The sequence below is a fragment of the Catellatospora sp. TT07R-123 genome (genome assembly GCF_018327705.1).
GTDB lineage: Bacteria > Actinomycetota > Actinomycetes > Mycobacteriales > Micromonosporaceae > Catellatospora.
Map to the genome: position 1 here is coordinate 3206989 of NZ_BNEM01000002.1, position 26382 is coordinate 3233370.

Annotated in this window: 19 protein-coding genes; 2 read left to right on the top strand and 17 right to left on the bottom strand. The window is 71.3% G+C overall.

All coding sequences use genetic code 11. The features are described from left to right. Window positions 1-136: 136 nt before the first annotated feature. From Cs7R123_RS34045 to Cs7R123_RS34080, 8 genes are all read right to left on the bottom strand, one after another. A complete protein-coding gene (locus tag Cs7R123_RS34045; protein WP_244872317.1) occupies window positions 137-1771 on the bottom strand; it encodes a nitric oxide synthase oxygenase in 1635 nt (544 codons plus the stop codon). A gap of 72 nt (window positions 1772-1843) precedes the next feature. Continuing rightward, a complete protein-coding gene (locus Cs7R123_RS34050) occupies window positions 1844-2893 on the bottom strand; it encodes a GNAT family N-acetyltransferase (protein ID WP_212832703.1) in 1050 nt (349 codons plus the stop codon). 154 nt (window positions 2894-3047) lie between these two features. Beyond that, window positions 3048-3854 (bottom strand): amino acid-binding protein, encoded by an 807-nt coding sequence (locus Cs7R123_RS34055; RefSeq protein ID WP_212832705.1) that lies wholly within the window; start codon window positions 3852-3854, stop codon window positions 3048-3050. A 466-nt stretch (window positions 3855-4320) separates the two neighbouring features. Continuing rightward, complete coding sequence (locus Cs7R123_RS34060; protein ID WP_212832707.1) at window positions 4321-5343, bottom strand: LacI family DNA-binding transcriptional regulator; 1023 nt, start codon at window positions 5341-5343, stop codon at window positions 4321-4323. 64 nt (window positions 5344-5407) lie between these two features. After that, window positions 5408-6826, bottom strand: coding sequence for a GH1 family beta-glucosidase (locus Cs7R123_RS34065; protein ID WP_244872318.1), 1419 nt, complete (start codon window positions 6824-6826; stop codon window positions 5408-5410). Next, window positions 6823-7665: a carbohydrate ABC transporter permease gene (locus Cs7R123_RS34070; protein WP_212832709.1), complete on the bottom strand. Its 843-nt coding sequence runs from the start codon at window positions 7663-7665 to the stop codon at window positions 6823-6825. The genes Cs7R123_RS34065 and Cs7R123_RS34070 overlap by 4 nt, the downstream gene beginning before the upstream one ends. A 10-nt stretch (window positions 7666-7675) precedes the next feature. Then, the gene (locus Cs7R123_RS34075) at window positions 7676-8638 is read right to left on the bottom strand and encodes a carbohydrate ABC transporter permease (protein ID WP_212832711.1); all 963 of its coding nucleotides are present in this window, start codon (window positions 8636-8638) and stop codon (window positions 7676-7678) included. Window positions 8639-8735: 97 nt separating this feature from the next. Further along, window positions 8736-10028: an ABC transporter substrate-binding protein gene (locus Cs7R123_RS34080; protein ID WP_212832713.1), complete on the bottom strand. Its 1293-nt coding sequence runs from the start codon at window positions 10026-10028 to the stop codon at window positions 8736-8738. Between the two features lie 291 nt (window positions 10029-10319). Here Cs7R123_RS34080 and Cs7R123_RS34085 point away from each other — a divergent pair, with 291 nt between their 5' ends. Both Cs7R123_RS34085 and Cs7R123_RS34090 read left to right on the top strand, forming a co-directional pair. Continuing rightward, window positions 10320-11402, top strand: coding sequence for a TrkA family potassium uptake protein (locus tag Cs7R123_RS34085; protein ID WP_212832715.1), 1083 nt, complete (start codon window positions 10320-10322; stop codon window positions 11400-11402). A 358-nt stretch (window positions 11403-11760) separates the two neighbouring features. Next, a complete protein-coding gene (locus Cs7R123_RS34090; protein ID WP_212832717.1) occupies window positions 11761-12492 on the top strand; it encodes a pyrimidine reductase family protein in 732 nt (243 codons plus the stop codon). A gap of 386 nt (window positions 12493-12878) precedes the next feature. On the opposite strand, the gene Cs7R123_RS34095 is transcribed toward Cs7R123_RS34090, so the two are convergent. The 9 genes from Cs7R123_RS34095 to Cs7R123_RS34135 all read right to left on the bottom strand — a co-directional run bounded on the left by Cs7R123_RS34095 (window position 12879) and on the right by Cs7R123_RS34135 (window position 26368). After that, window positions 12879-13565, bottom strand: a complete 687-nt coding sequence (locus tag Cs7R123_RS34095; protein WP_212832718.1) for a GntR family transcriptional regulator — start codon at window positions 13563-13565, stop codon at window positions 12879-12881. 30 nt (window positions 13566-13595) lie between these two features. Next, the gene (locus Cs7R123_RS34100) at window positions 13596-14906 is read right to left on the bottom strand and encodes an enolase C-terminal domain-like protein (RefSeq protein WP_212832719.1); all 1311 of its coding nucleotides are present in this window, start codon (window positions 14904-14906) and stop codon (window positions 13596-13598) included. Beyond that, window positions 14903-16417 carry a sugar ABC transporter ATP-binding protein gene (locus Cs7R123_RS34105; RefSeq protein ID WP_212832720.1) on the bottom strand — a complete coding sequence of 505 codons (1515 nt, stop codon included), beginning with the start codon at window positions 16415-16417 and terminating at the stop codon, window positions 14903-14905. The genes Cs7R123_RS34100 and Cs7R123_RS34105 overlap by 4 nt, the downstream gene beginning before the upstream one ends. Next, on the bottom strand, window positions 16414-17433 hold the full coding sequence (locus tag Cs7R123_RS34110) for an ABC transporter permease (protein ID WP_212832721.1): 1020 nt from the start codon (window positions 17431-17433) through the stop codon (window positions 16414-16416). Before Cs7R123_RS34110 ends, Cs7R123_RS34105 begins: the two co-directional genes overlap by 4 nt. Beyond that, entirely contained in the window at window positions 17430-18476 is a 1047-nt protein-coding gene (locus Cs7R123_RS34115) for an ABC transporter permease (RefSeq protein WP_212832722.1), read from the bottom strand. Before Cs7R123_RS34115 ends, Cs7R123_RS34110 begins: the two co-directional genes overlap by 4 nt. A gap of 152 nt (window positions 18477-18628) precedes the next feature. Then, the gene (locus Cs7R123_RS34120; RefSeq protein WP_212832723.1) at window positions 18629-19678 is read right to left on the bottom strand and encodes a substrate-binding domain-containing protein; all 1050 of its coding nucleotides are present in this window, start codon (window positions 19676-19678) and stop codon (window positions 18629-18631) included. A 225-nt stretch (window positions 19679-19903) separates the two neighbouring features. Beyond that, the gene (locus tag Cs7R123_RS34125; protein WP_212832725.1) at window positions 19904-21349 is read right to left on the bottom strand and encodes a glycoside hydrolase family 99 protein; all 1446 of its coding nucleotides are present in this window, start codon (window positions 21347-21349) and stop codon (window positions 19904-19906) included. A 14-nt stretch (window positions 21350-21363) separates the two neighbouring features. Continuing rightward, window positions 21364-24183 (bottom strand): PQQ-dependent sugar dehydrogenase, encoded by a 2820-nt coding sequence (locus Cs7R123_RS34130; RefSeq protein WP_212832727.1) that lies wholly within the window; start codon window positions 24181-24183, stop codon window positions 21364-21366. Between the two features lie 73 nt (window positions 24184-24256). After that, window positions 24257-26368: a ThuA domain-containing protein gene (locus tag Cs7R123_RS34135; RefSeq protein ID WP_212832730.1), complete on the bottom strand. Its 2112-nt coding sequence runs from the start codon at window positions 26366-26368 to the stop codon at window positions 24257-24259. Window positions 26369-26382 lie beyond the last annotated feature (14 nt).

Here is a 26382-nt window from a genome sequence, read left to right on the forward strand (position 1 = left end):
CGCCGGGGCCGCCGGAGCGGTCTGCCAGGCATCCCCTGTCGCGGGCTCACACCTCATGGGTTGTACTCACACCGTATGAGGTGTGAGCCCGCGAGATGAGGTGTGAGCCCGCGGGCGTCCGCATCATCGGACGCGGTCAGCCGAGTAGACGGCGCAGGCCGCGCTTGCGCACCGGTTCCGCCTCGGCCGCAGCCACCGCCACAGCCACCTCCCCGGCTGGCGCGGCGACGGAAGCAGGAGCGGCCGTGGGAGCGGCCGTGGGAGCGGCCGTGGGAGCGGCCGTGGGAGCGGCCGTGGGAGCGGCCGTGGGAGCGGCCGTGGGAGCGGCCGTGGGAGCGGCCGTGGGAGCGGTCGCGGGAGCGGGCGCGGGAGCGGGCGCCGAAACGGGCGCGGCGGCGGAAGCGGCAGCGGGGGCGGCGGCGCGCACCGTCACCGGGGGCACCGGGCCGGTGACCGGCGGCGCGGACTGGCCGGTGACCGGCGGCGTGGACTGGCCGGTGACCGGCGGCGTGGACTGGCCGGTGACCGTGGGCGTGGACTGGCCGGTGACCGGGCAGCGGGCGCCGGCGGCGACGGTGCGCTGGGCGGGGATCGCCGGTGCGGCGGCCTGCCACGGGCAGCGGGCGGCGCTGTCCAGGTAGAAGTTCGGCCGCTGGTCGGTCTCCGGGAAGTACTGGTGGAAGATCGGGCTCAGGCCGCCTGACATCGGCGGGACCAGCCACGTCCAGTCCCCCGGCGTCTGCCGGCCGGCCCGCAGCTCCCGTTCGACATGCGTCAGGAACAGGCGCGACTCGCTGTGGTGGTCGGTGATCCGTACCCCCGAACGCTCGAACGACCACAGCACCGCCCGGTTGAGCTCCAGCAGTGCGCGGTCGCGCCACAGCGTGGCCTCGCTGCCGGTGTCCAGGCCCAGCCGGGCCGCGACGACCGGGAGCTGGTCGTAGCGGTCGGCGTCGGCGAGGTTGCGCGCCCCGATCTCGGTGCCCATGTACCAGCCCGAGAACGGCGCGAGCGGATAGTCGACCCCGCCGATCGACAGCCGCATGTTCGAGATCGCCGGCACGGCGTGCCAGCGCAGGCCCAGCTCGGCGAACCAGCCGTACTCGGGGTGGGCCAGGGGCACCTCCAGCACCGAGGACTCGGGCAGCTCGTAGAGCCTGGGCTCGGCGTCGCCGGTCTGGAGCACGATCGGCAGCAGGTCGAAGGCGCTGCCCTTGCCGGTCCAGCCGAGCTTCCCCACCGCCTCGGTGAACTGCTCGTACTGCGGGTCGCCCACGAGCGCGCCGTCCCGGCGGTGCCCGGCGTACCGGATGAGCTGATCGTTCCAGGTGCGGGTGACTGGGCGGCCGGGGACCGCCTGCCCGAAGACGGAGATCACGGCGCGCAGCCTGCCCCGATTGTGCCCTTCACCGGTGGCCAGGCGCAGGTGCGTGACGAGGTCGTCGAAGATCTGGTCCTCGCCGCGGCGGGTCCGCCGGTCCAGCACGCTCAGGCTGCGCCAGTACACCCGCCCGATGCAGCGGCTGGCGTTGCGCCAGGCCATCCGGGCCCCGTGCACCAGCTCGGTATGGGTGTGCGTGTACGTGCCCAGCGCGTCGATCTGCTCGCGCACCGCGGCCAGCCGGGGCTCGACCGGCCCCAGCTTCGGCAGCTCGGCGTAGCAGGCCCGCAGGAAGTCCTCGGCCTCGGCGAAGTCGACGGGCCGGTCCGGATCCCACTCGCTCAGCGGCGCATCACGGTATCCGGTCGGCGGCGTGTGAGGGGCGCTCATGAATGAATGTTTGACCAGGTACAAGCATGGCGGTCGCACAATGTGTGCGACCGCCTACTCGGATGACAGCAGTCACTGGGAGTTCAGCGCGGCCGTCTCGGAAACGGCGATGGTGGCGCTCAGCAGGGTGCCGTCCCGGTCGAGGCGGGACGGGCTCGGCAGCCGCCGCATGGTGCGCAGCATGGCGTCGTTCTCGGCGTGGGTGTGCAGCGTGACCGAGCGGAACCCGGACGGTGCGGCCAGCCCGACCAGCCGCCGCAGCAGCGCGGTGCCGATGCCCCGCCGCTGCCAACCGTCCTCGACCAGCAGCGCGATCTCGGCGGTCTCGCCCTCGCCGACCAGGTTGGCCACGGCCACCACGTGCGGGCCGTCGGCCGCGGCCACCTCGGCGACCATGCTGACCCCGCGCGCCGGGGTCAGCAGCCGGGCCAGGCGGCTGCGGCCCGGACCCCGGGTGCCGCACAGGTAGCGCAGGTAGAGGCTGCGCTCGCCGCAGCGGCCGTGCATCGCGTCGACCGCGCCCAGGTCGTGGGCGCCCGCCGGGCGCAGCGCCACCTCGGTGCCGTCGGGCAGCAGCACGGTGGCGGCGGCCAGGCGCCGGGTCACCACGGCCCGGCACACCTCGACCAGCGCGTGGGCGCGGGCGAACTCGGCCGGAGTGAACGCCGGGGCCAGCCGGGTCAGCACGAGCGAGCCGCCGTCGCTGCACGGGTCGGGCAGGCGCATCGTGGTGTCGGAGTGGCCGCTGGCGGCGGCGCCACCCGGCTCGCGCCGGACCAGGCTGCCGCCGAGCAGCGCGGTCAGCGCCGTGGGCAGCGACTCGGGGTCGGCGGCCAGGCGGGCGGCCAGGGTCAGGGCCTGGGTGGGCGGGTCGATCAGGCCGTACGCGTCGGTGCGGCTGACCCATGCGTCGCGGCCCCGGCCGCGCTCGATCGCGGCCAGCAGCTCGGCCTCGCTCATCGCGTCGGGTGCGTCCACGACCAGGTCGTCGACGGCACCGAACTCGGTCGTGAGCACCTGGACCGCGAGGATGTTGACCGACCGCAGTGCCAGACTCGCCGTCAGCACCGCCAGAAACCCGGGACGATCGTCGACGGTCGCCCGTACCCGCCACAGCGCCATGACCCGCTCCTATTCCCGCCGGAGCAGCCGCCCGGTCTGGGCGACCTCCGGCGTCAGGAACTCAGCGTGCGCCCGCCGTGTTTCCGGGCGGTTACACGTCTTTATCAAGATCTAACTATGCCCGAGGTCACAGGTTGCGGCGTGGTAAAGCAGGTCAGACGGCCGACGCGGGCTCCTCCGACGAGCGCTCGCCGACGGCGGTGCGCGGCGCGGGGGCCTTGGCGGTGTCCAGCCGGTCGCCCACGATCACGGCGGCGGCGCGCACCAGCTGGGCGACCCGGTCGACCTCGGTGGCGTGGAAGGCGGCGACCGGCAGCTCGGCGTCGGCCGAACGGGCCACCACCAGCACCAGCCCGGACCGGCCGAACGGCGCCACCGCATACCGGGTGCCGTCGACGCCGGTCATCGCCCGGGCGCGCAGTGGCGTCACCTCGGGCAGCCGCAGCTGCTGCGGGGCGCGCCAGCTGGCGTACAGCACCGGCGGGGTGACCGGCTTGTGCCGCAGCGCCCCGAGGGCCAGCACGTCGTCGACGCCCTGGCGCACCTCGACCCCGACCGACGAGCCGCTGCGCACCGCCCAGTCGGCGGGCACGCGGATCGCCATGGCCCAGTCGGCGGCCAGCAGTGCCGGGACGGTGTCGACCAGCGTGGCCAGGCCCTCGTTCGGGTTGGCGGCGATCTGGGTGAGCAGCTCGGCGTCGAAGGCCCCGGCCACCGGCGCGCCGATGGCCCGCCAGATGCCGTCGACCCGCACGCCCGGCATGGCGCCCAGCCCGGCCCGCAGGCGCTCGACCCCGGCCCCGCCCGGCCACACCACGGTGAAGTCGTCGATCGCCCGGCCACCGAGGCGCTCCAGCACCACGACCTGGACGATGTCGGCACCGGCGACGCCGAGCGTGCGCGCGACCTGGCCGAGCGAGCCCGGACGGTCAGGCAGTGCGACGCGGACCCTCAGCAACATGGCGGCTCCCTCCGGACGAGCGGCGCGCAAGCGCCGGAACTCTGCCCGAGCTTGCTCTATTACCGTTTCGTACGTATTGCGGCGCCGTATCCGCGAGGAAGAATCTCGATCAGTGAGAATCGCAGGTCAGCGCCGCCCGAACGGGGAAGCGCCGCCATTGCCGCCACCCGGCCCCACCCCCGAACGCCGTCGCCTCGCAACGACCGGGGTGAATGCCTCACCCGCCCGTCACCGGGCGGACCATCATCTTCCACGCCCGCGTCGATCCCCGTCAACCGAACGTCCATCTAGCGGGCGAACCCCCCGAAGATCCCCCAAAGATCACCCCGACCCCCGGCCCGAAGATCAGCCGAGTTGCCGGGCAATCGGGCGAAAGACCCCTCAAGATACGCCCAGTTGCCAGGCAACTCGGCTGATCTTTAATGCGGCGGCGGCCCGGTGGAGGGCGCGGGGTGGGTGCGGTGGGTCAGGCCGAGTTGCGGTGGACCAGGTGGGTGTCGAGGAGGATGTGGTTGGGCTCCTCCTCGCCGCGGATGCGGGAGAGCAGCAGGCGCGCCATGTGCCGGCCCATGTCCTCGACGGGCTGGTACACCGTGGTCAGCGGCGGCTCGGTCTGGCGGGCGACCGGCGAGTCCTCGAAGCCGACCACCGCGACGTCCTCGGGCACGCGCCGCCCGGCGTCGCGCAGCGCGCGGAGGGCACCGGCGGCCATCAGGTCGGAGGCGACGAAGACCGCGTCGAGATCGGGGCGGCGGGCCAGCAGCCGGCGCATCGCCTCGACCCCGCTGTACTCGCTGAAGTCGCCGAACTCGATCAGCGGCTCGCCCGCGGCGGCCTGGACGCCGGCCCGGTAGCCGACCAGGCGGTCCACGCCCACGCCGAGGTCCTGCGGGCCGGCGATGGTGGCGACCCGGCGGCGGCCCGCGTTGAGCAGGTATTCCACCGCGATCCGGGCGCCGTTGACGTTGTCCATGTCGACGTAGGAGATCTGCTGGTCGATGCTGACCGGGCGGCCGCCGAGCACGGCGGGCAGGCCGCGCTGGCGCAGCAGCTGCGGCAGCGCGTCGGTCTCGTGCAGCGACAGCAGCAGCACGCCGTCGACGTGCTGGCTGGTCAGGTGGTGCTCGATGCGCTGGCGCTCGGCGGGCGACTGGGCCATGGCCAGCCACAGCTGGAGCGAGGTGTCGGCCAGGGCCGAGGAGACGCCGCGCACTATTCCGGCGAAGAACGGCTCGGCGAAGACCCGCTCCTGCGACTCCGACACGACCAGCGCCACCGAGTCGGTGCGCTGGGTGACCAGGGCGCGGGCGGCGCGGTTGGGGACGTATCCGAGCTCCTTGATCGCCTCCTGGACCGCGGAGCGGGCCTCGGGGCTGACCTGGGGCGAGCCGTTGACGACGCGCGAGACCGTGCCGCGGCCCACACCGGCCAGCGCGGCGACCTCGTCCAGCGTCGGTCTGCCCGCAGACCTCGTGCGCTGCGTCGTCATTGCTGCTCCTTATTCATGTCTAGCCGTCCGGGGGCCGATCGTCACGGCCCCCGGACCGCTGTCGTCAGGCGGCGAGCCCGCCGCGCCGGATCACGTCCGCGTACCAGTGTGCACTGGTCTTGGGCGTACGAACCTGAGTGTCATAGTCAACATGGACGATGCCGAACCGCCGCGAGTAGCCCCAGGCCCACTCGTAGTTGTCAAGCAGCGACCACGCGAAGTATCCACGCAGGGGCACCCCCGCCGCCATCGCCTGGTGGCACGCCTTCAGGTGGGCGTCCAGGTAGGCTACGCGATCCGGGTCGGGAACGCTCCCATCGGCCGCGACCTGGTCGTCGTAGGCGGCGCCGTTCTCGGTGATGTACATCGGGATCGGGCCGTACTCGCGGTGCGTGCGGGTCAGCAGGTCGACCAGGCCGTCCGGGTCGACCTCCCAGCCCATCTCGGTCACCGGCAGATCCCGGGTCAGGAATCGGACATGCCCGCTGCCCGGCCACGCCGACGCCGCGCGCCAGTGCGACTGCGGCAGGCCGTCGTCGGCCGGACCGGCCACGATCTGCCGGGTGTAGTAGTTCACGCCCAGCATGCTCAGCGGCTGGCTGATCACGGCCAGGTCGCCGTCGTGCACGAAGCCCCAGTCGGTGACCTCGGCCGTGTCGGCCAGCAGGTCCGCCGGGTACTCGCCCCGGAAGACCGGGTCCAGGAACACCCGGTTGCCGACGCCGTCGATGCGGCGCACGGCGTCGTGGTCCTCCGGGGAGTCCGTGTACGGCGCCAGCGAGTGCAGGTTCAGCGTGAGGCCGATCTGCCGGTCGGGCACCGCGGCGCGGATCGCCTGGACGGCCAGGCCGTGGCCCAGGTTGAGGTGGTGCGCCGCCGCGAGCGCCGCCGCGCCGTCGGTGCGGCCCGGGGCGTGCACGCCCGAGCCGTACCCGAGGAAGGCGCTGCACCAGGGCTCGTTGTGGGTGGTCCAGAACTTGACCCGGTCACCGAGGGCGTCGTGCACGAGCCCGGCGTACTCGGCGAAGCGGTAGGCGGTGTCGCGGGCGGGCCAGCCGCCGGCGTCCTCCAGCTCCTGGGGCAGGTCCCAGTGGTACAGGGTCAGCCAGGGCTCGATGCCCTTGCTGAGCAGGTCGTCGACCAGGCCCCGGTAGAAGTCGAGGCCTTTCTGGTTGGCCGGACCGCGGCCGCCGGGCTGCACCCGGGGCCAGGCCACCGAGAAGCGGTACGACCGCAGCCCCAGCTCGGCCATGAGGCGGACGTCGTCGGCCCTGCGGTGGTAGTGGTCGCAGGCGACGTCGCCGTTGTCCCCGTTGAGCACCTTGCCCGGGGTGCGGGCGTAGGTGTCCCAGATGGACGGCGTCCGCCCGTCCTCGAAAGCGCCGCCCTCGATCTGGTAGGAGGCGGTGGCCGCCCCCCAGAGGAAGTCCTGGGGGAAGGCCACGGCCGGCGCGGCGAGCTGGGGGTGTTGCTGAGTGGTCACGCTTTTACTGCACCTTCCATGATGCCGCCGATGATCTGGCGACCGAAAACGACGAAGACGAGCAGCAGCGGCACCGTCGCCACCGCCGTCGCCGCGAACACCTGTGCGTAATCGGTGTAGTACGCCGACGACAGCAGCGCCAGTGACACCTGCACGGTAGGCGTGTCGGAGTCGAGGATCGCGTACGGCCACAGGAACGAGTTCCAGGTGTCCATGAACGTCAGCAGGCCGAGCACACCCGCGGCGGGACGCAGCGCCGGTGCGACGACACTCCAGAAGATGCGGAAGGTGCTGCACCCGTCGACGCGGGCGGCCTCGATCAGCTCGTCGGAGATCGCCGAGCTCGCGTACTGGCGCATCATGAACACGCCGAACGCGGTCACCATGAACGGCACGATGACGGCCTGCAGGGTGGCTCCCCAGCCCCAGTCCTGCATCATGCCGTACAGCGGGATGATGGCCAGCTGCGTGGGCACCATCATGGTTCCGACGATAGCCAGCAGCAGCAGGTTGCGGCCCTTGAATCGCAGCTTGGCGAAGGCGAAGCCGGACAGCGCGGAGAAGAACACCACGCTGATCGTGACCGCGCACGACACGATCACGGAGTTGACCAGGCCGTAGATGAACGCGGCGTGCTCGTTGTCGAGCACCCGGCCGAAGTTCTCACCGAAGTCCGCGCCGGGGGTGAACGGCGGCGGGACCGCGTTGATGACCTCCAGCTTGCGGGTGGCCACGATGAACATGAAGTAGAACGGGAACAGCGACAGCAACGACGCCAGGATCAGGGCACCGTACGTCAGGGGACTGGCCTGCCACAGCCGTTTCGAACCAGAGGTCATGTCAGGCTCCTCACTTGACCGAGCGGCGGATCAGCAGGTAGTTCACGCCGGACACAAGGATGATCATGATGAACAGGGCCCAGGCGATCGCGGATCCGTACCCGAACTGAAGGTCGTTGAAGCCCTTCTCGTACATGTACATCGCGATGGTCTGGAATTCGCGCTGCGCGCCGCCCAGGATGCGGCCGTCGCCGAAGATCACCGGCTCGGTGAACAGCTGCAGGCCGCCGATGGTCGACACCGTGACCACGAAGATCAGGGTCGGCCGCAGCTGCGGCAGCGTGATCGACCAGAACTGGCGCCACTTGCCGGCGCCGTCCAGCGACGCGGACTCGTAGATGTCCTTCGGGATCGCCTGCATCGCGGCCAGCAGGATCAGCGTGTTGTAGCCGGTCCAGCGCCAGTCGACCATGGTGGCGATCGCGGACCAGGAGCTCCACGTCTCGCCCTTCCAGTCGATCGCGTCGACGCCGAAGAAGCCGAGCACCCAGTTGACCAGGCCGAAGTCGCGGCGGAACAGCACCGCGAAGACGATCGCGACCGCCGCCACCGAGGTGACGTTCGGCGCGACGATCATCAGGCGGAAGAACATGCGCCCGCGCATGTTCTGGTTCAGCAGGTTGGCCAGGAACAGCGCGCCGAACAGCTGCGGGATGGTCGCCAGCAGGAAGATGCCGAACGTGTTCTTGACGGCGTTCCAGAAGTATTCGTCGCCCATCAGGGCGGTGAAGTTGTCGAACCCGGTGAAGGTGTGGTCACCGATCAGGTTCCAGTCGTACAGCGCCATCCGGGCGGTCTGGAGCACCGGGTAGATGCCGAAGACGGCGAACAGGAGGAAGAACGGCGCGACGTAGATGTACGGCGAGTACTTGATGTCCCAGCGCGAGAGCTTGAAGCGGCGGCTGCTGGACGACGCGCGGTGGGTATCCGGCTTGACCAGCTGAGGCGGCGCGGGAGGTGCCGAGAGGCTCATGGTGATTCCCTTGCTCGTGACTGCACAGGAGGCGGTGAACAGACCCGGTGGCGCTCGGGAAGAGCGCCACCGGGGCCGCTGTGCGGTTCAACTCAGATCAGAACGCGCCCTGAACCTTCGCGTCCTTGATCGCCTGGTCCCAGGCCGCCTGGGCGGACAGGCGTCCGGCCTCGTAGGCCTGCAGCGCGGGCTCGAACGCCCGCTCCTTCACCGAGGAGTGCTTCGGGCCGATGGTCACCGGCTTGAGGGTCTTGGCGCCCTCACCGAAGATCTTGCCGACCGGCGCGTTGTTGAAGTACGGGTTCTGGTACGCCTGGAAGTCGGCGTTGCCCAGCGCCTTCAGGTTCGAGGGCAGCGGGCCCTTGGCCTTGAACGCGGCGACCTGGCTGTCAGCGTTGGTCAGGAACGCGGCCAGCTCGGCAGCCTCCTTCGGGTGCTTGCTCTGGGTCGGCACGGACAGCCAGGAGCCGCCCCAGTTGCCGCCGCCGCCGGGAACCGAGGCGACGTCCCACTTGCCCTTGTTCGCGGCGCCCGAGTTCTGCTCGATGATGCCGAGCATCCACGACGGGCACAGGGTCGCGGCGAAGGTGCCCTGCTGGAAACCGGCCTGCCACTCGGCGGACCAGGTGTTGGTCTTGGCGGTCACCTTGGCGTCGGCCAGCTTGAGGGCCAGGTCCCACGAGGTCTTCACGGCCGGGCTGGTGTCAGCCACGACGTTGAAGTCCTTGTCGTAGAACAGGTCGCCACCGACCTGCGACAGGCTCGCGCTGAACGCCGTGGTCACGGTGTCGAGCAGGCCCTTGCCGGTCTTGGTCCGGTACTCCTGGCCGACCTTGATGAAGTCGTCCCAGGTCGGCCACAGCGCGGAGACAGCCTCGCGGTCGGACTTGAAGCCCGCCGCCTCCAGCAGGTCCTTGCGGTAGCACATGGCCAGGCCGCCCACGTCGGTCGGCAGACCGAGCAGCTTGCCGTCCGAGGTCTTGCCGATCTCGTACTTCCACGGCAGGTAGTCGGCCGACTTGTCGCCGACGTACTGCGAGAGGTCCACCCAGTTGGCCGCGTTGGCCTTGAACTCGGTGATGATGCCCTCTTCCAGGGCGGTCACGTCGCCGGCGCCCTTGTTGGTCGCCAGGTAGCGGACCAGCTTCGGCCGGTAGTCGCCCAGCTGGGCGGTCTTCCGCAGCTCGATCTTGATGCCGGGGTGGGAAGCCTCGTACTGCTTCACCAGGTCGTCGTAGCCGAACTCACCGAAGGTGTCGACCACAAGCTTGATCTCGCCGGGAGTGCTCGGCTCATCGTTCTTCTTGGTGCACGCAGCAAGGCCGCCAATGGCGGTGATCGCGGCGAGTGCGGCCACCGCGAACGTGCGGCGGCGCGGGGTGACGCCCATCCTGACCCCTCTCAGGTCGTCGAATGTGCAGGTGGGGGCTGTTTCGTAGAGATCAGCACAACCCTGTTCTGTGGCCTGGACCACAGAGTCCGGGAGCGCTCCCATGAGATTGCCGTCAGGTTACGCAGGTGTCAAGGGGAGTGATGGGAGCGTTCCCATTCTGTTACCTATGTCACTGCATGATCATCCGGGCGTACGCAGCGTGTTTCCGCCATGAGGGAGGTTGCGGGCCAGTTTTATTCGTACGAGTGGCCACCCGGTGCTCGGCCGTTCGTCCGATACGCTCCGAGCATGGCCGCAGCGCGCCGAGCGACCCCCGACGAGATCGCGGTCGGGCTGATCAACCTGCCCGAGCGGCGGTACGACCCCGTACGCCAGATCCGCAGCCGCGTCTGCTACGGCCTGGCCATCCTCGCCGCCGTCGTGCTGCTCGTCATGGCCGACCGCAACGGCTACCGGGACGGCGCCGACGGGAAGATGAGCTGGCTGGACGCCCTCTACTACGCCACCGTCACCCTCTCGACCACCGGCTACGGCGACATCGTGCCGGTCAGCCCCAGCGCCCGCCTCGTCAACGCCGTCGTCATCACCCCGCTGCGCATCGCGTTCGTGGCCATCCTGGTCGGCACCGCGTTCGAGGTGCTCACCCGCCGCTACCGCGATCAGCGCCGCCGCGACCGCTGGAGGACCACCTTGCAGGGGCACACCGTCGTCATCGGATACGGCACCAAGGGCGTCAACGCCATCAAGCAGCTGCTCGCCACCGGGCTCAGCCCGGACCGCGTCGTCGTCGTCGACACCCGGCCGGACAACGTCGCCGAGGCCAACCGCGACGGATACGCCGCCGTCCTCGGCGACGCCACCCGCGACGCGGTCCTCCGGCAGGCCGGCGTGCCCACCGCCGAGCGGGTCATCATCGCCGCCAACCGCGACGACACCGCCGTCCTGGCCACCCTCAGCGCCCGCCAGCTCAACCCGACCTGCCTGGTCGCCGCCTCGGTCCGCGAGGCCGAGAACGAGCCCCTGCTGTTGCGCTCCGGCGCCGACGCCGTCATCACCTCCTCGGCCGCCGCCGGGCGGCTGCTCGGCGTCGCCGCCCAGTCGCCGCTGGTCGGGGAGGTCTTCGCCGACCTGCTCGTCCACGGCGACGGGCTGGAGCTGGCCGAGCGACCGGTGCGGCCCGAGGAGGTCGGCCGCGCGCCGCGCGACTGCCCCGAACCGGTGGTCGCGGTGCTCCGGCACGGCAGGGCGATACCGTATCCGCAGGTCAGCTTACTGACTGAGGGCGATCGGGTGGTCGTCGTCGGCAGCCGTCCCCGGGTCGGCCCGCCGCCGGAGACCGTCGTCGTCGCCGTCGAGCCCGACCAGCCCTGAGCCCGCAGCCCTGAGCCGCAGTCCCGAGCCACCCTGCCTCGCCGCCGAGGGAGTTGCCATGATCTGCAAGGAGTGCCGCGAGCAGCGCCACGACCGCTGCCGCGGCGGCACCTGGTGCGACTGCCAGCACCGTCCCGCCGAACCCACGCCCCCGGTCACCGGCCCGCCCGGCGAATGACTCCGCCCGCCGCTCCTCGGCCCGCCCGCGCCCCTGCGTCGCCCGCGGGCCGCGCCGGGCATGGTCGAGTGCAGTTTCGGGGAAAGTGCTGGAATCCGGTGCAAGATTCGTGCACTTTCCCCGAAAGTGCACTCGACCATGGCGCCCCGCACGGGGACCCGGCTGAGGGATGGAGAGCGGATGCGGTCTGCGGCGGATGTCGACGACGGCGAGCTGGCGGCGTGGTACGGCCGGGCCGACCGGCCATGGCTGCGGGCCAACTTCGTGACCAGCGTGGACGGGGCCGTGGCGGTCGCCGGGCTGTCGGCGGGGCTGTCCGGTGCGCAGGACCGGCGGCTGCTGAAACTGCTGCGGATGCTCTGCGACGGGCTGCTCGTGGGGGCGAACACACTGCGGGCCGAGCAGTATCGGCCGCTGACCCTGGACGCCGACCGCAGGGGGTGGCGGGAGGCGCGCGGGCTGGTGCCGTACCCCCGGCTGGTGGTCGTGTCCGGCTCGCTCGATCTCGACCCCGACCTGCCCGCGCTGGCCGGCGCCCCGGTCCGGCCCCTGGTGCTGACCGGGCCGGACGCGCCGGCGGCCCGGCAGGAGCGGCTCGCCGAGGTCGCCGAGGTCGTGGCCGCGCCCGATCTGCGGGCGGGGCTGGCCCTGCTGCGCGGGCAGGGCCTGGGGCAGCTGCTGTGCGAGGGCGGGCCGACGCTGCTCGGCGCGCTCACCGCGGCCGACCTGGTCGACGAGCTGTGCCTGACCGTGTCCCCGCTGCTGGCCGGGGCAGGGGCGAGCCGGATCACCGCCGGATCACCGCACCCCCCGCGTCCCCTGACGCAGGTGCACGCCCACACCGACCCGGAAGGCTTCCTCTACCTGCGCTACACCCGCCCCGCGTCCCCGCAGCCTGCCCACGACCGCTGAGCTCCGGCCGCCCCGACCACTGAACTCCCTGCGAGGCAGCCCGCCCCCGACCGGTGAGCTCCCTGCGAGGCAAGCTGCCCGCGACCGGCGAGCTCACTGCGAGATCGCTGTCTCCGGTCATTTCCGGCTCCCCAGCTCCACCTTCTGACCGCGAACGCCGATCATCCGCCCGGCAGCCCGCCGACACGCCGCTGCGCGGCTCGCGCCACCCCGACTTTCATAGACATTGGCCTATTACGAAGAGTTTTTCGCGATCATCTTCGATGTAATAGGCCAGCGTCGATTTAAAACGGAGCGGGAGCGGGGCGGGCCGGGAGCGGGAGCGGGCCGGGACGCGTCGGGTGGGCGGGGCGCTGTGGTGGTGGGTGGTCGGCGGGTTAGTGGGGTTAGTGGGGGCGGGCGAAGCCGCCGAGGTGGCGTTCGCGGGCGAGGGTGAGGTGGTCGCGCATCGCCGTCTCGGCGCCGTCGGCGTCCCCGGCGGCGATCGCGGCGGCGATGCGCCGGTGCTCGTCGGCGGTCGTGCCCGCCTGGGCGTACGGGAAGAACAGCCGGTGGATGTGCAGGTGGGCGTGCAGCCGCACGATGCCGTCGCGCAGCAGCGTGTTCCCGGCGGCCTGTGCGATCCGGTCGTGGAAGGCCGCGTCGAGCGTGGTGAACGCGGCGTGTGCCCGCCACGCGTCGGAGTCGGGCGCGGCCGGGGCGGCCTCGGGCGCCGCGTCGGCGACGATGCCGTCGCGGGCGTCGGCGGTGGCCCGCTGGGCGGCCCAGCGCGCGGCGGCCGACTCCAGCAGGATGCGCATGTCGAACATGTCCATGAACTCCTGCCGGGTGAGCAGCGGCGACACCGTGTATCCGGCCAGGGCGCGCTTGCGGACCAGGCCGTCGGACTCCAGCCGGGCCAGGGCCTCGCGGACCGGGGTCGCCGACACCTCCAGCTGCCGGGCGAGCGAGTCGATGTTGACGCGGTCGCCGGGGGCGAGGGTGTGTTCCATGATCAGTGCGGTCATGGTCTCGTAGACGTCGTCGCCCAGGGTCGATCGGCGCAGGCGCGGGATCGGAGCGGGTTGGGCCATGGGAAGCATCCTAGGTTCGTCCATCCACGATCATGAGAGCGCGCGGCCGCGCCAGGCGACGCCCTCGGGGTACGCGAACCGGGCCAGCGTCTGCGGCCGCAGTTGCGCCGAGAAGCCGGGCGTGAGCGGCACCCGGTAGGCCCCGCGGTGCACCACGACCGGGTCGACGAAGTGCTCGTGCAGGTGGTCGACGTACTCGATCGCGCGGTCGGTGAGGTCGGCGGAGACGGCCACGTAGTCGAAGACCGCCAGGTGCTGGACCAGCTCGCACAGGCCCACTCCCCCGGCGTGCGGGCAGACGGGGCGGCCGAACGCGGCGGCCAGCAGCAGGATCGCCACGTTCTCGTTGACGCCGCCGACCCGGCACGCGTCGAGCTGCACCACGTCGACGGCGTCGGCGCGCAGCAGCTGCTTGAACACCACCCGGTTGGCGACGTGCTCGCCGGTGGCGACCCGGATCGGGCCGCCGCCGGGACCGGCCGTGGCCAGGGCACGGCGGATGTCGGCGTGGCCGAGGATGTCGTCGGGGCTGGTCGGCTCCTCGATCCACCAGGGGTCGTACGGCGCGAGCGCCCGCATCCAGGTCACCGCCTCGTCGACGTCCCACCGCTGGTTGGCGTCGACGGCGATGCGCACCCGGCTGCCGACCGCCTTGCGCACCAGCGCCAGCCGGCGCACGTCGTCATCGAGGTCGGCCCCGACCTTGAGCTTGAGCTGGCCGTACCCGTCGGCGACGGCCTCCTTCGCCAGCCGGGTCAGCTTCGCGTCGTCGTAGCCGAGCCACCCGGCCGAGGTGTGGTACGCCGGGTAGCCGCTCGCGATGATCTCCTCGGTCCGCCGCGCCCGCCCCGGCTCGGCCGCGACGAGGATGTCGCGGGCCTGCGAGCGGGGCAGCGCGTCGGACAGGTAGCGCCAGTCGACCAGGTCCAGCAGCTGGTCGGGAGGCATCTCCGCGAGCAGCCGCCAGACCGGCTTGCGGGCGAACCGGGCGGCCAGGTCCCACGCCGCGTTGATCAGCGCGGCGGCGGCCAGGTGCATCACGCCCTTCTCCGGGCCCAGCCACCGGGTCTGCGAGTCGTGGGTGAGCCGGCGGGCGAACTCGCCCAGGTCGTCGACGCCCTGCCCGATCACCAGCGGGGTCAGCGAGTCGATCGCGGCGCAGACGACCTCGTTGCCGCGCCCGATGGTGAAGGTGAACCCGTGCCCCTCCAGCTCGGTGTCGGTGGACAGCACGACGTACGCGGCCGAGTAGTCCGGGTCCGGGTTCATCGCGTCGGACCCGTCCAGGTCCCGCGAGGTCGGGAAGCGGATGTCGTGGGTCTCGACGGCCCTGATCCTCATCGGACCTCCTGCGGCAGCGGCGCGTGGATGAGCCGGATGATGCGCTGCGACATCTCGTCGTAGGCGCGGGTGTTGGGCAGCGTGCCCTGGATGCGGCGGTCGGCCATGACCGCGATCCGGTCGGCCAGCGTCACGATCTCGGGCAGGTCCGAGGAGATCAGCAGGATCGCCCTGCCCTGCGCGGCCAGGTCCGCCAGCAGCTCGTGGAACGCCGCCTTGGTGCGCACGTCGATGCCGACGGTCGGCTCGTCGACGATGAGGATGTCGCAGTCGGCGGCCAGCCACTTGGCCAGGCTCACCTTCTGCTGGTTGCCGCCGGACAGCTGCCCGGCGAGCTGGCGCGGCGACGCGAGCCGGATGCCGAGCAGCTCGGTGTACCGGTCGACGAGGTCGCGTTCGGACCGGTCGGCCAGCAGGCCGCCCTTGGCCAGCCGCCGCCACACGGTGACGCCGACGTTGCGGGTGATCGGCTGCTCCAGGAACACGCCCTCGCCCTTGCGGTCCTCGGACACGTAGCCGAGGCGGTGCTCGCGCAGCGCCTGCCCGACGCCGGTGATCCGGGCGGGGGTGCCGTGCACGGCGACCTGTCCCGCCGTGATCGTGTCCAGGCCGAGCAGGGCGCGGGCCAGCTCGGTGCGGCCCGCGCCGACCAGGCCGTAGAGCCCCACGATCTCGCCCTTGGCGACGGTCAGGTCGAGGTCGCGGTGGCCGTGGCCGGTGCTGACGCCGGTCAGCGCCAGCGCGGGCACGGCGTCGCGGTCGACGGTGCGGGCGCCGAGCTCGGCGGCGGCGTGCGCCCGGCCGACCATCAGGTCGACGACCTGGTCGCGGGTGTAGTCGGCCAGCGGCTGCCCCTCGGCGACGCTGTGCCCGTCGCGCAGCACGGTGACCGTGTCGGCGACCGCGAACACCTCTTCGAGTTTGTGGCTGACCAGCACCACCGCGTGGCCGGTGGCGGTCAGCCGGGTCACGATGCGGTACAGCCGGTCGGCCTCGTCGCCGGTCAGCGACGCGGTCGGCTCGTCCAGCAGCAGCACCCGTGTGTCCACCGACAGCGCCTTGGCGATCTCGACGAGCTGGGCCTGCGCCACCGACAGGTCGCCGACCCGGGTGTCCGGGTCGAGGTCCAGGTCGAGCTGGTCCAGGCAGCGGCGGGCCTCGGTCCGCATCCGCCTGCGGTCGACCATGCCCAGCCTGCGGGGCAGGTGCTGGAGCGCGATGTTCTCGGCGACGGAGAACTCGGGCACCAGGTTGCGTTCCTGGTGCACCACGCCGATCCCGGCCCGCAGCGCCTCCAGCGGGCTGCCGAACTGCACGGGCACGCCGTCGAGCAGCACCCGCCCGGCGTCGGGGCGGTACACCCCGGTCAGGATCTTGACCAGGGTGCTCTTGCCGGCGCCGTTCTCGCCCAGCAGCGCGTGCACGCTGCCGGGGCGCACGGACAGGGTGGCGCCGGACAGGGCCCGTACGCCGGGGAAGGACTTGGTCAGGCCCTCGGCCAGCAGCGTCACGACGACCTCCGGGAGAGTTTCTGGCGTACGGCCCCGACCAGCACCGCGCCGAGGACCACCGCCCCGACGATCAGGTCGACCCAGCGCCGGTTGATGCCGAACTGGGCCTGGGTCACGTCGACCAGCCGCACGATGAACGCGGCGACGCTGGTCCCGAGCACGCTGACCACGCCCCCGGCCAGCGCGACGCCGCCGATGATCGGGGCGGCGAAGCTGGGCAGCAGCAGGTCGTCGCCGATGGTGGCGTTGACCGAGCCCGACTGGGCCAGGGTGAGCACCGCGGCGACCCCGGCGAGCAGGCCGGAGACGGTGTGCGCGACCAGGATCGACCGGTCGTTGGAGACGCCGGACAGCCGGGCCGCGAACGGGCTGCCGCCGCTGGCCAGCAGGTGCCGCCCGGCGACGGTGCGCGCGAAGAACAGCCACACCGCGACGGCGACCAGCACCGCCGCGAGGAACACGACCGGGATGCCCGCCAGCGAGGCCTGCCCGAGCCGTTGCAGGCCGGGCGAGTAGTCCTGATACGTCCGGGGACCGTTCACGCCGTAGCGCAGCCCGTCGACGATGGTCATCGTGGCCAGGGTGACGATGAAGGCGTTGATCCTGGTCCGTACCACGAGAATGCCGTTGGCCAGGCCGACCAGCGCGCCCAGCAGGAGCGCCCCCGGCACCGCCAGCACGGCGGGCCAGCCCGCCTCCAGCATGAGCCAGGCCGACACCATGGCGCAGAAGCCGGTGAGCACGCCCACCGACAGGTTCATCTGCCCGATCGCCAGCACCGTCATCTGCGCCAGCCCGATCACCATCGGCACGGCCAGGAAGCGGAAGAACGCGGCGAGCGTGCCGGAGGTGAGCATGTTGCCGTCGGTGGCGATCGTCAGCGCCACGAACCCGATCAGCGCGATCGTGACCAGGGTGAACTCGGAGCCGCGGACGGCACGGCGCCAGCCGCGCCGGGGCGCGGTTGCCGAGGTCGGCACGGCGGCGTCCGCCGCCAGGGTCTCGGAGGCGGTCATGCCGGAACTCCCCGCTTCTCGGCCACCACGTGGCGCACCCGGTCCAGCGACAGCGCGAGCAGCAGGATGAGGCCGATGTAGAGCTTCAGCTCGTCCACCTGGAACTGGAGCAGGTTCAGGCCCTTATAGATGACCTGGACGATGGCGGTGCCGAGCACCGTGCCCAGGACGCTCACGGCACCGCCGACCAGCAGCGTGCCGCCCAGCACCGGGGCCAGGAACGAGGGCAGCAGGAACCCGTCGCCGATGCTGGCGGAGAAGGCGCCGTTGTTGGCGGCGAGCAGGAACCCGGCCAGGCCCGCGAGCACACCCGACAGCGCGTGCGCCTGGATGATCCGGGACCGCACCGGGATGCCCGACAGCGTCGCGGCCTTCTCGCTGGCCCCGATCATCAGCACCTCGCGGCCGACCCGCGACCAGCGGAACAGCAGGCCCACCAGCAGTACGGCGACCAGGGCGTACGGGACCTGCAACGGGATCGGCGGGCCGCACACGTCGCCGACGCAGTAGTCGGCGAAGGTGTCGCTGCGCATCTCGGCCATCCCGGCGGGCTGCCCGGCGAAGGCGACGCCCTCGGTGAACGTGGCGTACAGCAGGGAGACCAGGCCGATCAGGGCGAAGTCGAGCGCGAGGGTCACCACGAAGGAGTTGACTCCGGTGGTGGTGACGATCAGCCCGGCCAGCGCGCCGAGCAGCCCGGCCGCGGCCATCCCGGCCAGCAGCGCGACCGGCAGCGACACGTCGAACCGGTCGTGCACGAGCCCGGCGGTGAACGCGCTGAACGCGGCCATCCGGCCGACGGCCATGTTCATGTGCCCCAGCGAGAGGACGGACAGCTGGGCGAGGCCGACCACGGCGTACACGCTGATGTCGGCCTGTAGCGGCACCAGGGTCAGGTAGGTGTTGAGGAAGCCCGGTCGCAGCGTGGCGAACAGCGCGACCAGGGCGATCAGCAGTACGACCAGGCCGATGCGGGGGTTGGCCCACAGCGGCAGGGCTCGGGGCGGCGGCGGGGATGGTGCGGGTGGCGCGGCGTCGGTCACGGCGGTCTCCGGGAGGGGGTCGGGACGGCGCGGCGACGTCGTTGATCAGCCGAGTTGCCGGGCGATCGGGCGTATCTTGCGGGATCATTGCCCCGATTGCCCGGCAACTTGCGCAAACAGCGATCAGCGCGCGCCGACGCGCCGGGGCGGTACTACTTGCAGGTGAGGTACTTGGAGTCGAAGTCCTGCTTCAGGGAGTCGGTCTTGGCCTGGCGGTCGTTGTCGTAGGTGCCGACGTTGGCCGTGGTGACCACGAACGATCCGGAGTCGATGATGACCCCGGGGGTGGCCATCGTGCAGCCCCCGGCCAGCTTCTCCAGCGCGTACGAGCCGACGTAGCCCTGGCCCAGCGGGTTCTGGAGCACGGTGGCGGCCACCGAGCCGTCCTTGATGCCGTCGATGATGGTCGGGTCGTCGTCGATCGCGATGACCTTGATCGGCAGCTTGGCCTGCTTGACGCCGCCGGCCGCCGCGACCGCCGGGTTGTACGCGGTGGTGACGATGCCGTTGACCTGGGTGCCCTTGGCCGCGAGCAGGTCGGCGACGGCCTTCTGCGCGGTCTGCAGGTCCTTGTCGATGTCGGTGATGGTGTCGAGCAGCTTCACCTTGCCGCCGGTCTCGTCGACGGCCTTCTGCACGCCCGCGATGCGGCGCTGGGTGTTGGAGTCGACCTTGTTACCGGTGAGGTGGACCAGGTTGCCCTGGCCGCCCATGGCCTCGATCGCCGCCTTGGCCGCCTTGTACGCGGCCTCCTGCACGTCGGTCGACAGGCAGAAGTCGGCCTCGTTCTTGTCGCCGGCCGGGCAGGACGCCAGCGACGCGACGTGGAAGCCCTTGCCCTTGAGGTTGGTGAAGGTGGCGTTGATGTTCTCCGGCGCGACGCCGAAGATGCCGAACGCGTTGTAGCCCTGCGCGGCGAGCGAGGTCAGCACGTCGTTCTGCTTGGTCTGGTCCCAGCCGGCGGTCTCGTTGTAGGTGACGTCGCCGAGGCCGAAGTCGGCCTTGGCCTTGTCGCCGGCGCTCTTCCACGGCTGGAAGTACGGGTGTGCGCCGCCGGGGACGAGCGCGACCTTGACCTGGGCCGGGGTGAGCGCCGACGACCCCTTGTCCGGGTCGTCGGACTTCTTGGTACACGCGGCGGCGGCGAGGGTGAGCAGCATCGCGACGCCGATGGTGGAGCCCAGTCGAACCAACGGTCTCATGACCGGTTCCTCCCTGGATGAATGATCGGGTTATCGGGGGGACGAGCAGCGGGTCTTGGAAATCCACGATCCTATAGGATATTTCCTAGATGTTTACTCGGTCACGTCGGCGACGTCAACCCCTTCCCGGGCGCGCAATTCTCAGTGATCACTTGCATATGCCCCGAGCAGCACGAACGCCCGGACTGGCCGATGTGGCCGGTCCGGGCGTCCGCGGTACGGGGGTCAGCTCGTGGCCAGTTCGAACTTCTCCCAGGTGCCGATGGCGGTGCGGTTGGCGATCAGGGGCGCCGCCCCGGCGTTCTCGGCGGTGACGTAGCGGCCGTTGGCCTGCGCGCGCAGGCTGAAGCTGCCGTCACCGTTGTTGACCAGCGCGAACGTCTCCCAGGCGCCGACCGCGGTGCGGTTGGCGATCAGGGGCGCCGCCCCGGCGTTGTCGGCCGTGACGATCAGGCCGTTGGCCTTGGACCGCAGCGCGATGTTGCCGCCGCCCAGGGTGATCTGGTCGTACTGCTCCCACGGGCCGATGCCGGTGCCCTTGGCGATCAGCGGGCTCGCACCGGCGTTGTCCGCCGTCACGAACCTCCCGTTCGCCCTTGCCCGCAGCGCCAGGAAGGACTGCTGCGGGGGCGGGCTGAACCTGTTCACCCAGTAGCGGGTGCGGTCCAGGTACGCCGTCTGCGACGCGGTGCCCGTGGTGCCGTAGGCGCCGACGTACGTCAGGTAGCCCTGGCCGCCGGGCGGGGTGGCGCTGGCGGGCTCGATGACCGAGCCCTCGTGCCACTCGTTGAACGAGGTGATCGAGACCCAGGTCGGCGGGCCGCCGTTGGCCGGGTTCAGGGCGTTGTCCCATTCCCGGTCGTAGGTGGCGCCGTTGTCCCGGTTCAGGGTCGGGGTGGTGTTGCCGGGCACGGCCCGGTCGTCGACGTACCCCGGGCCGACCGAGGGCGCCCAGACCAGGCCGTTGGCCTTGCAGAAGGCCGCGGCGTTCGCCCAGCCCGGCGCGGACGCCCCGGCGATCGCGTCGTACGTGTACATCCCGCCGAAGCCGGCCGTCTTCGAGGTGTCGGTGGTCTGCGCCAGGATGATGTTGGCGCTCTTCAGCGGGGCGATCGCCGACCAGTCGGCGATGCGCAGGCTCTCGAACACGTAGAACGCGGGCCGGTTGCCGTGCCCGGCGTCGCGGTAGTACGCCGGGTGGCCGCCGTAGCGGGAGTTGAGGTAGCCGACGTCGGAGACGGTCGAGGCCGCGGTGCGCCCCGCGTACGGCTCCAGGTGCCAGGCCACCTTGATGCCCTGCCGGGCGGCCGCGTCGAGCACCATGGGGACCAGGCGGTCCTCGTAGGAGCCCTGGCCCCACCAGCTGTAGACGATGACGCCGACCCCGGCCTGGGCGATCCAGGCCATGTGCTGGTCGACGGCCGCGACGGCGCCCGAGTCGTACGCCCCGAGCACCGGGTACAGGTTCGCCCCGATGTCGCCGGGCGGGGTGTGCCCGCCCTGCTGCCAGTGCCGGTACGACCCGTTGACCGCCGGGCTGCCGTACCAGGAGTAGTAGAAGATGTGCACGTTCGGCGAGACGGGCGGCGCCGCCTGCGCCGGGGTCGGCAGGACCACGGCGAGGCCGAGCAGCAGCGCGCACGCCGCGAGCAATCGGAAGAGCTGCTTCATGAGCGCCTGCCTCCTCACGAGGTGACCAGGTCGAACTTCTCCCACGCCCCGATGGCCGCCCGGTTGGCGATCAGCGGCTCGTTGCCGTTGTTCTCGGCGGTGACGTACTGCCCGTTGGCCTGCGCCTTCAGGCTGACGCTGCCGTCGCTGTTGGTGATCAGCGCGAACGTCTCCCAGGGGCCGACGGCGGTGCGGTTGGCGATCAGCGCGGCCGCGCCGCTGTTCTCGGCGCAGACGTACAGCCCGTTGACCTTGGCGCGCAGCGCGATGTTGCCGCCGCCGAGGTTGACCAGGTCGTACTGCTGAGCCAGCGCCACGGTGGTCGCGCTGGCGATCAGCGCGGTGCTGCCCGCGGTGACGTACTTGCTGTTCACCCGGGCCTTCCAGGTCGTCACCGGGGTGGCCCCGCCGGTGGCGAAGGTGAACGCGTCGACGTCGAACAGGTTGCCCGCGCCGCCCTTGAACACCAGGTACAGCGTGGTCGGGCCGGACGGGGCGCCGGACAGGCCCGCTGTGACGTTGGTGAACGTCTCCCAGCTGCCCGTGACCGGGACGGTCACCGTGCCCAGCAGGGTGCCGGTGGCCGAGCCGGTGCGGACCTCGATGATGCCGCCCGCGCCCGCCGAGGCGGCCCGGACGGTGATCGAGGTGGCGTTGGACAGGTTGTACGGCGTGTACGCGATCCAGTCGCCGTTCTCGATGAACCCGGCGGTACGGCCGCCCTCGGCCGCCGCGTGGTCGGCCAGCTGGACGCCCGACTGCGAGCTGAAGTGCTCACCCTGCCGGTGCTTGGGCTGCAGGGTGCGCACGGTGCGCGAGGTCAGCCCGCCGTTGTCGGTGTAGCTGGCGTCGAAGACGCCGAAGATGTTCGCGGCCGCGTCGTGCTCGCCGTCCACCGGGACGGTGATCGAGCCGGTGCAGCCGGTCTTCGAGGTGATCTGGTGCGCGTGGCTGTCGTGGCCGAGCGAGTAGGTCACGGTCACCTTGGTGCAGTTGACCGTGCCGTCCTCCGGGTCGGTGACGCTGACCTGGAACGGGATGGTGTCACCGAAGTTGAACAGCTGCCCGTCGCCGGGAAGCTGGAGGTTGACCGTGGGCGCGGTGTTGCCGACCGTGATGACCAGGCTCGCCGTGCCGGACAGGCCGCCCGGGTCGGTGACCTTCAGCGTCGGGGTGTACGTCCCGTTGGTGCTGTAGGTCTTGGTCGGGTTGGCCGCCGTCGAGGTGGTGCCGTCGCCGAAGGTCCACAGGTAGCTCAGCGCCCCGCCCTCGGGGTCGGAGCTGCCCGCCGAGGAGAAGGTGACGGCCAGCGGCGCCGGGCCGGAGGTCTTGTTCGCCGAGGCGACCGCGACCGGGTTGCGGTTGGCCCCGGCGATGTACTCGACCCGGAACAGGCCCGCGTTGTTGGAGCCGGTGCCGTAGTCGAGCACGTAGAGCGCGCCGTCCGGGCCGAAGGCCATGTCCATGACCTGGGTGCCGGTCCACGGGAAGGCCGAGATCTCGCCCGGGGTGCCGTCGGCGTTGACGGCGATCGCCTTGATCCACTTGCGGCCGTACTCGCCGGCGAAGAAGCGGCCGTCCAGCGACTGCGGGAACTTGACGTTCGAGGTGGAGGAGGCGTTGTAGCGGTAGACCGGGCCGCCCATCGGCGACTCCGAGCCGGAGCCGAACTCCGGCGGCGTGCCGGCGTCGCCGGCGTACCGGATCCAGGCGGGTTTGGCGGCGGGCAGGGTGCCCTGGCCCGTGTTGCGGAACGAGTTGTTGGCCGGGCCGCCGGAGCAGTTGAACTTCGCGCCGGTGCTGTTGCTGGCGAAGTTCCACTCGTTGTACGTCTCGGTGGTGGTGTTCGTGCCGGTGCAGTACGGCCAGCCGTAGTTGCCCGGCGCGGTGATCCGGTCGAACTCGACCTGCCCCTGCGGGCCCCGGTTGGCGTCGGTGGTGCCCGCGTCCGGCCCGTAGTCGCCGAGGTAGACGATGCCGGTGGCCTTGTCCACGCTCATCCGGAACGGGTTGCGGAAGCCCATCGCGTAGATCTCGGCGCGGGTGTTCGCCGTGCCGGGCGCGAACAGGTTGCCCGACGGGATGGTGTAGGTCCCGTCGGCCTGCGGCTTGATCCGCAGCAGCTTGCCGCGCAGGTCGTTGGTGTTGCCCGCGGACCGCTGCGCGTCGAACTGCGGGTTGCGGTCGGTCCGCTCGTCGATCGGGCTGTACCCGGCCGAGTCGAACGGGTTGGTGTCGTCGCCGGTGGTCAGGTACAGGTTGCCCGCGGTGTCGAAGTCGATGTCGCCACCGACGTGGCAGCACTGGCCGCGGTCGTTGTCGACGGTCAGCACCACCTTCTCGCTGCCGAGGTTGAGCGTGTCGTCGGCGTTGAGGGTGAACCGGGACAGGTTCAGGTGGCCCTTCCACGCGTTGAAGTCCGCCGCGGTGCCGGTGGTCGGCGCGTCCCCGGCGGGGGTGCTCAGCGTCGGGGAGTAGTACAGCCATACGTAGCGGTTGGTGGCGAAGCCGGGGTCGACCGCGACGCCCTGGAGGCCCTCCTCGTCGTGGGTGTAGACGGTGAGCTTGCCCGCCTGCTTGGTGTTGCCGTTGACGTCGGTGACCCGGACTGTGCCGTCCCGGGCGGTGTGGATGACCGAGCGGTTGGGCAGCACCGCCAGCGACATGGGCTCGCCGAGTTCGGCCGAGCCGGACGCCAGCGACACCTGCTGGTAGTCGCCTGCCGGGATCGGCGCCGCCAGCGCGGTGGTCGGCGCTCCGGCCGACACGACCACGGTGGCCGCGAGGGTGGCGACGGCGGTGAACCACAGCCGCCGCCGAGGGATGTGCCTCATGCGGGTTCCTTCCGGTGGGGGGTGCCCCGGCGCGCTCGGGCACGCGCCGGGGCGGGGGTGGGAGAGGACGGAGCTAGCTGCCGTAGACCTCTAGCTCCCAGAGGGAGTAGCCGTACTGGGTGAGGGCGCGCTGGGTGCCGTAGACGCGCACGTAGCGGCCGGTGCCGGTGAGGGTGACGTCGTCCACGCCGCCGTCGGAGGTCGTGGTGCTGTAGACCGTGGTCCAGGTGGCGTTGTCGGGCGAGGTCTGGATCTGGTACGCCTTGGCGTACGCCGCCTCCCAGGTGAGCTTCACCCGCTGGACGCTCTTGCTCGCGCCCAGATCGACCGAGATCCACTGCGGGTCGGCGTAGGCGCTGCCCCAGCGGGTGGTGGCGCTCCCGTCGACGGCGTTCGCGCCGTTGTGGGCGCTGCCGGGTTCCACGCTGGAGACCGCGACGGGCCGGTTGAGCGAGAGCAGCTGCGGGCCGGTGGCCGGGGTGCCGTAGACGTTGAGGTCGAACAGGGAGTAGCCCCACTGGGTGGCGCGCTGGGTGCCGTAGACACGCACGTAGCGGCCGGTGCCGGTGAGGGTGACGTCGTCCACGCCGCCGTCGGAGGTCGTGGTGCTGTAGACCGTGGTCCAGGTGGCGTTGTCGGGCGAGGTCTGGATCTGGTACGCCTTGCCGTAGGCGGTCTCCCAGTTCAGCCGCACCCGGTTGAGCGCGTAGCTCGCGCCGAGGTCGACGGAGATCCACTGCGGGTCGGCGTACAGGCTGCCCCAGCGGGTGGCGGAGTTGCCGTCGACCGCGTTCGCGCCGACCAGCACGTTGCCGCTCTCCACACTGGAGGTGGCGGTCGGCCGCCCCTGGGCCAGGTCGGTGGGCTGCGGCGTGCTGCCGGCCTTGATCCGGATGTTGCGGTAGTTGATGTCGGCGCCGGCGCCGTCGTTCTGTACGCCGATGTAGCCGGTCGCGATGTTGCGGGTGCTGGTGTAGTCGTTGATCTTCACGCCGTTGAGCCAGATCTCCACCCGCTGGCCGTGCAGGCCGATCTCGTACGTGTTCCACTGCCCCGGCGGGTTCAGCGCGGCCGCGCGGGCCGTGGTGTCCGGCGCCTTGAGGCTGTACACGCTGCCCGTGGTGCGGGTGACGTCGGCGTCGGTCGCGTCGATCTGGATCTCGTGGCCGAGGTTGACCGGGTTCCACGGGTCGCCCTGCGGATCGGGGAAGCCGATGAAGACGCCGCCGTTGTCGTCGCCCGGCATCATCCAGTCGAGCTTCAGCGAGTAGTCGCTGAACGTGCGGACCGGATACCACAGCAGGCCCATGCCGCCGAACGAGGTCAGCGTGCCGTCGGCCAGGGTGAACCCGCCCGGACCGGCCATCTGCCACTGGTTGAAGCTGTTCTGGGTGCCGTCGAACAGCGCCGTGTAGCCCGTCTCCGGGCGGCAGTCGGCGGGCTTGGACCCGGCCGCGATCTGGATGCCGCCCAGCAGCATGGTCCGGAACAGCGGGTCGGCGTAGGTCTCCTCGGTGTGACCGAGGCCGGTGTACCAGGAGCGGCCGCCGCCGTAGTTCTGGCACCAGGTGATCGGGTGGTCGCCCATGGTGCCGCCGGAGTACGACGACTCGACCAGGCTGGCCAGCACCTTCGCGTTGGCGCGCGGGTTGGTGCGGTAGTTGTACCACTCGTCGGTGCGGGTCCAGGTGCTCGGCAGGTGCGAGGTCGAGCTGTTCGACCGGTCCTCGACCGCGATCGTGGCCTGCTGGGTCGCCGGGTGCGACGAGAACCAGGCACCGACCAGGCCGCCGTACCAGGGCCAGTCGTACTCGGTGTCGGCGGCGGCGTGCACGCCGACGTAGCCGCCGCCGGCCGCGATGTAGTTCTGGAACGCGGTCTGCTGCGTGGCGTCCAGCACGTCGCCGGTCGTCGACAGCCACACCACCGCCTGGTACTGGGCCAGGTTGGTCGCGTTGAACTGGGTCGCGTCCTCGGTCGCGGTGACCGAGAAGCCGTTGGCCGAGCCCAGCGCCTGGATGGCGGCGATGCCGTTGGGGATGGACGAGTGCCGGAAACCGGCGGTCTTCGAGAACACCAGCACCTTCGTCAGCGGCGCGGCCTGCGCCGTGGTGGCCGGAGCCGCCGCGGCCAGGCCCGCCACCAGCGCGACGCCGGTGAGCAGGGAAAGGATTCGCCTCTTCATCACTTCTCCTTCGG

Excerpts from the sequence above, each read along its gene's own strand:
- Cs7R123_RS34130 (WP_212832727.1), bottom strand. The coding sequence starts at position 24,183 with ATGAGGCACATCCCTCGGCGGCGGCTGTGGTTCACCGCCGTCGCCACC.
- Cs7R123_RS34075 (WP_212832711.1), bottom strand. The coding sequence starts at position 8,638 with ATGAGCCTCTCGGCACCTCCCGCGCCGCCTCAGCTGGTCAAGCCGGAT.
- Cs7R123_RS34050 (WP_212832703.1), bottom strand. The coding sequence starts at position 2,893 with ATGGCGCTGTGGCGGGTACGGGCGACCGTCGACGATCGTCCCGGGTTT.
- Cs7R123_RS34090 (WP_212832717.1), top strand. The coding sequence starts at position 11,761 with ATGCGGTCTGCGGCGGATGTCGACGACGGCGAGCTGGCGGCGTGGTAC.
- Cs7R123_RS34125 (WP_212832725.1), bottom strand. The coding sequence starts at position 21,349 with ATGAAGCAGCTCTTCCGATTGCTCGCGGCGTGCGCGCTGCTGCTCGGC.
- Cs7R123_RS34110 (WP_212832721.1), bottom strand. The coding sequence starts at position 17,433 with ATGACCGCCTCCGAGACCCTGGCGGCGGACGCCGCCGTGCCGACCTCG.
- Cs7R123_RS34080 (WP_212832713.1), bottom strand. The coding sequence starts at position 10,028 with ATGGGCGTCACCCCGCGCCGCCGCACGTTCGCGGTGGCCGCACTCGCC.
- Cs7R123_RS34100 (WP_212832719.1), bottom strand. The coding sequence starts at position 14,906 with ATGAGGATCAGGGCCGTCGAGACCCACGACATCCGCTTCCCGACCTCG.
- Cs7R123_RS34055 (WP_212832705.1), bottom strand. The coding sequence starts at position 3,854 with ATGTTGCTGAGGGTCCGCGTCGCACTGCCTGACCGTCCGGGCTCGCTC.
- Cs7R123_RS34045 (WP_244872317.1), bottom strand. The coding sequence starts at position 1,771 with ATGAGCGCCCCTCACACGCCGCCGACCGGATACCGTGATGCGCCGCTG.
- Cs7R123_RS34095 (WP_212832718.1), bottom strand. The coding sequence starts at position 13,565 with ATGGCCCAACCCGCTCCGATCCCGCGCCTGCGCCGATCGACCCTGGGC.
- Cs7R123_RS34070 (WP_212832709.1), bottom strand. The coding sequence starts at position 7,665 with ATGACCTCTGGTTCGAAACGGCTGTGGCAGGCCAGTCCCCTGACGTAC.
- Cs7R123_RS34135 (WP_212832730.1), bottom strand. The coding sequence starts at position 26,368 with ATGAAGAGGCGAATCCTTTCCCTGCTCACCGGCGTCGCGCTGGTGGCG.
- Cs7R123_RS34120 (WP_212832723.1), bottom strand. The coding sequence starts at position 19,678 with ATGAGACCGTTGGTTCGACTGGGCTCCACCATCGGCGTCGCGATGCTG.
- Cs7R123_RS34085 (WP_212832715.1), top strand. The coding sequence starts at position 10,320 with ATGGCCGCAGCGCGCCGAGCGACCCCCGACGAGATCGCGGTCGGGCTG.
- Cs7R123_RS34060 (WP_212832707.1), bottom strand. The coding sequence starts at position 5,343 with ATGACGACGCAGCGCACGAGGTCTGCGGGCAGACCGACGCTGGACGAG.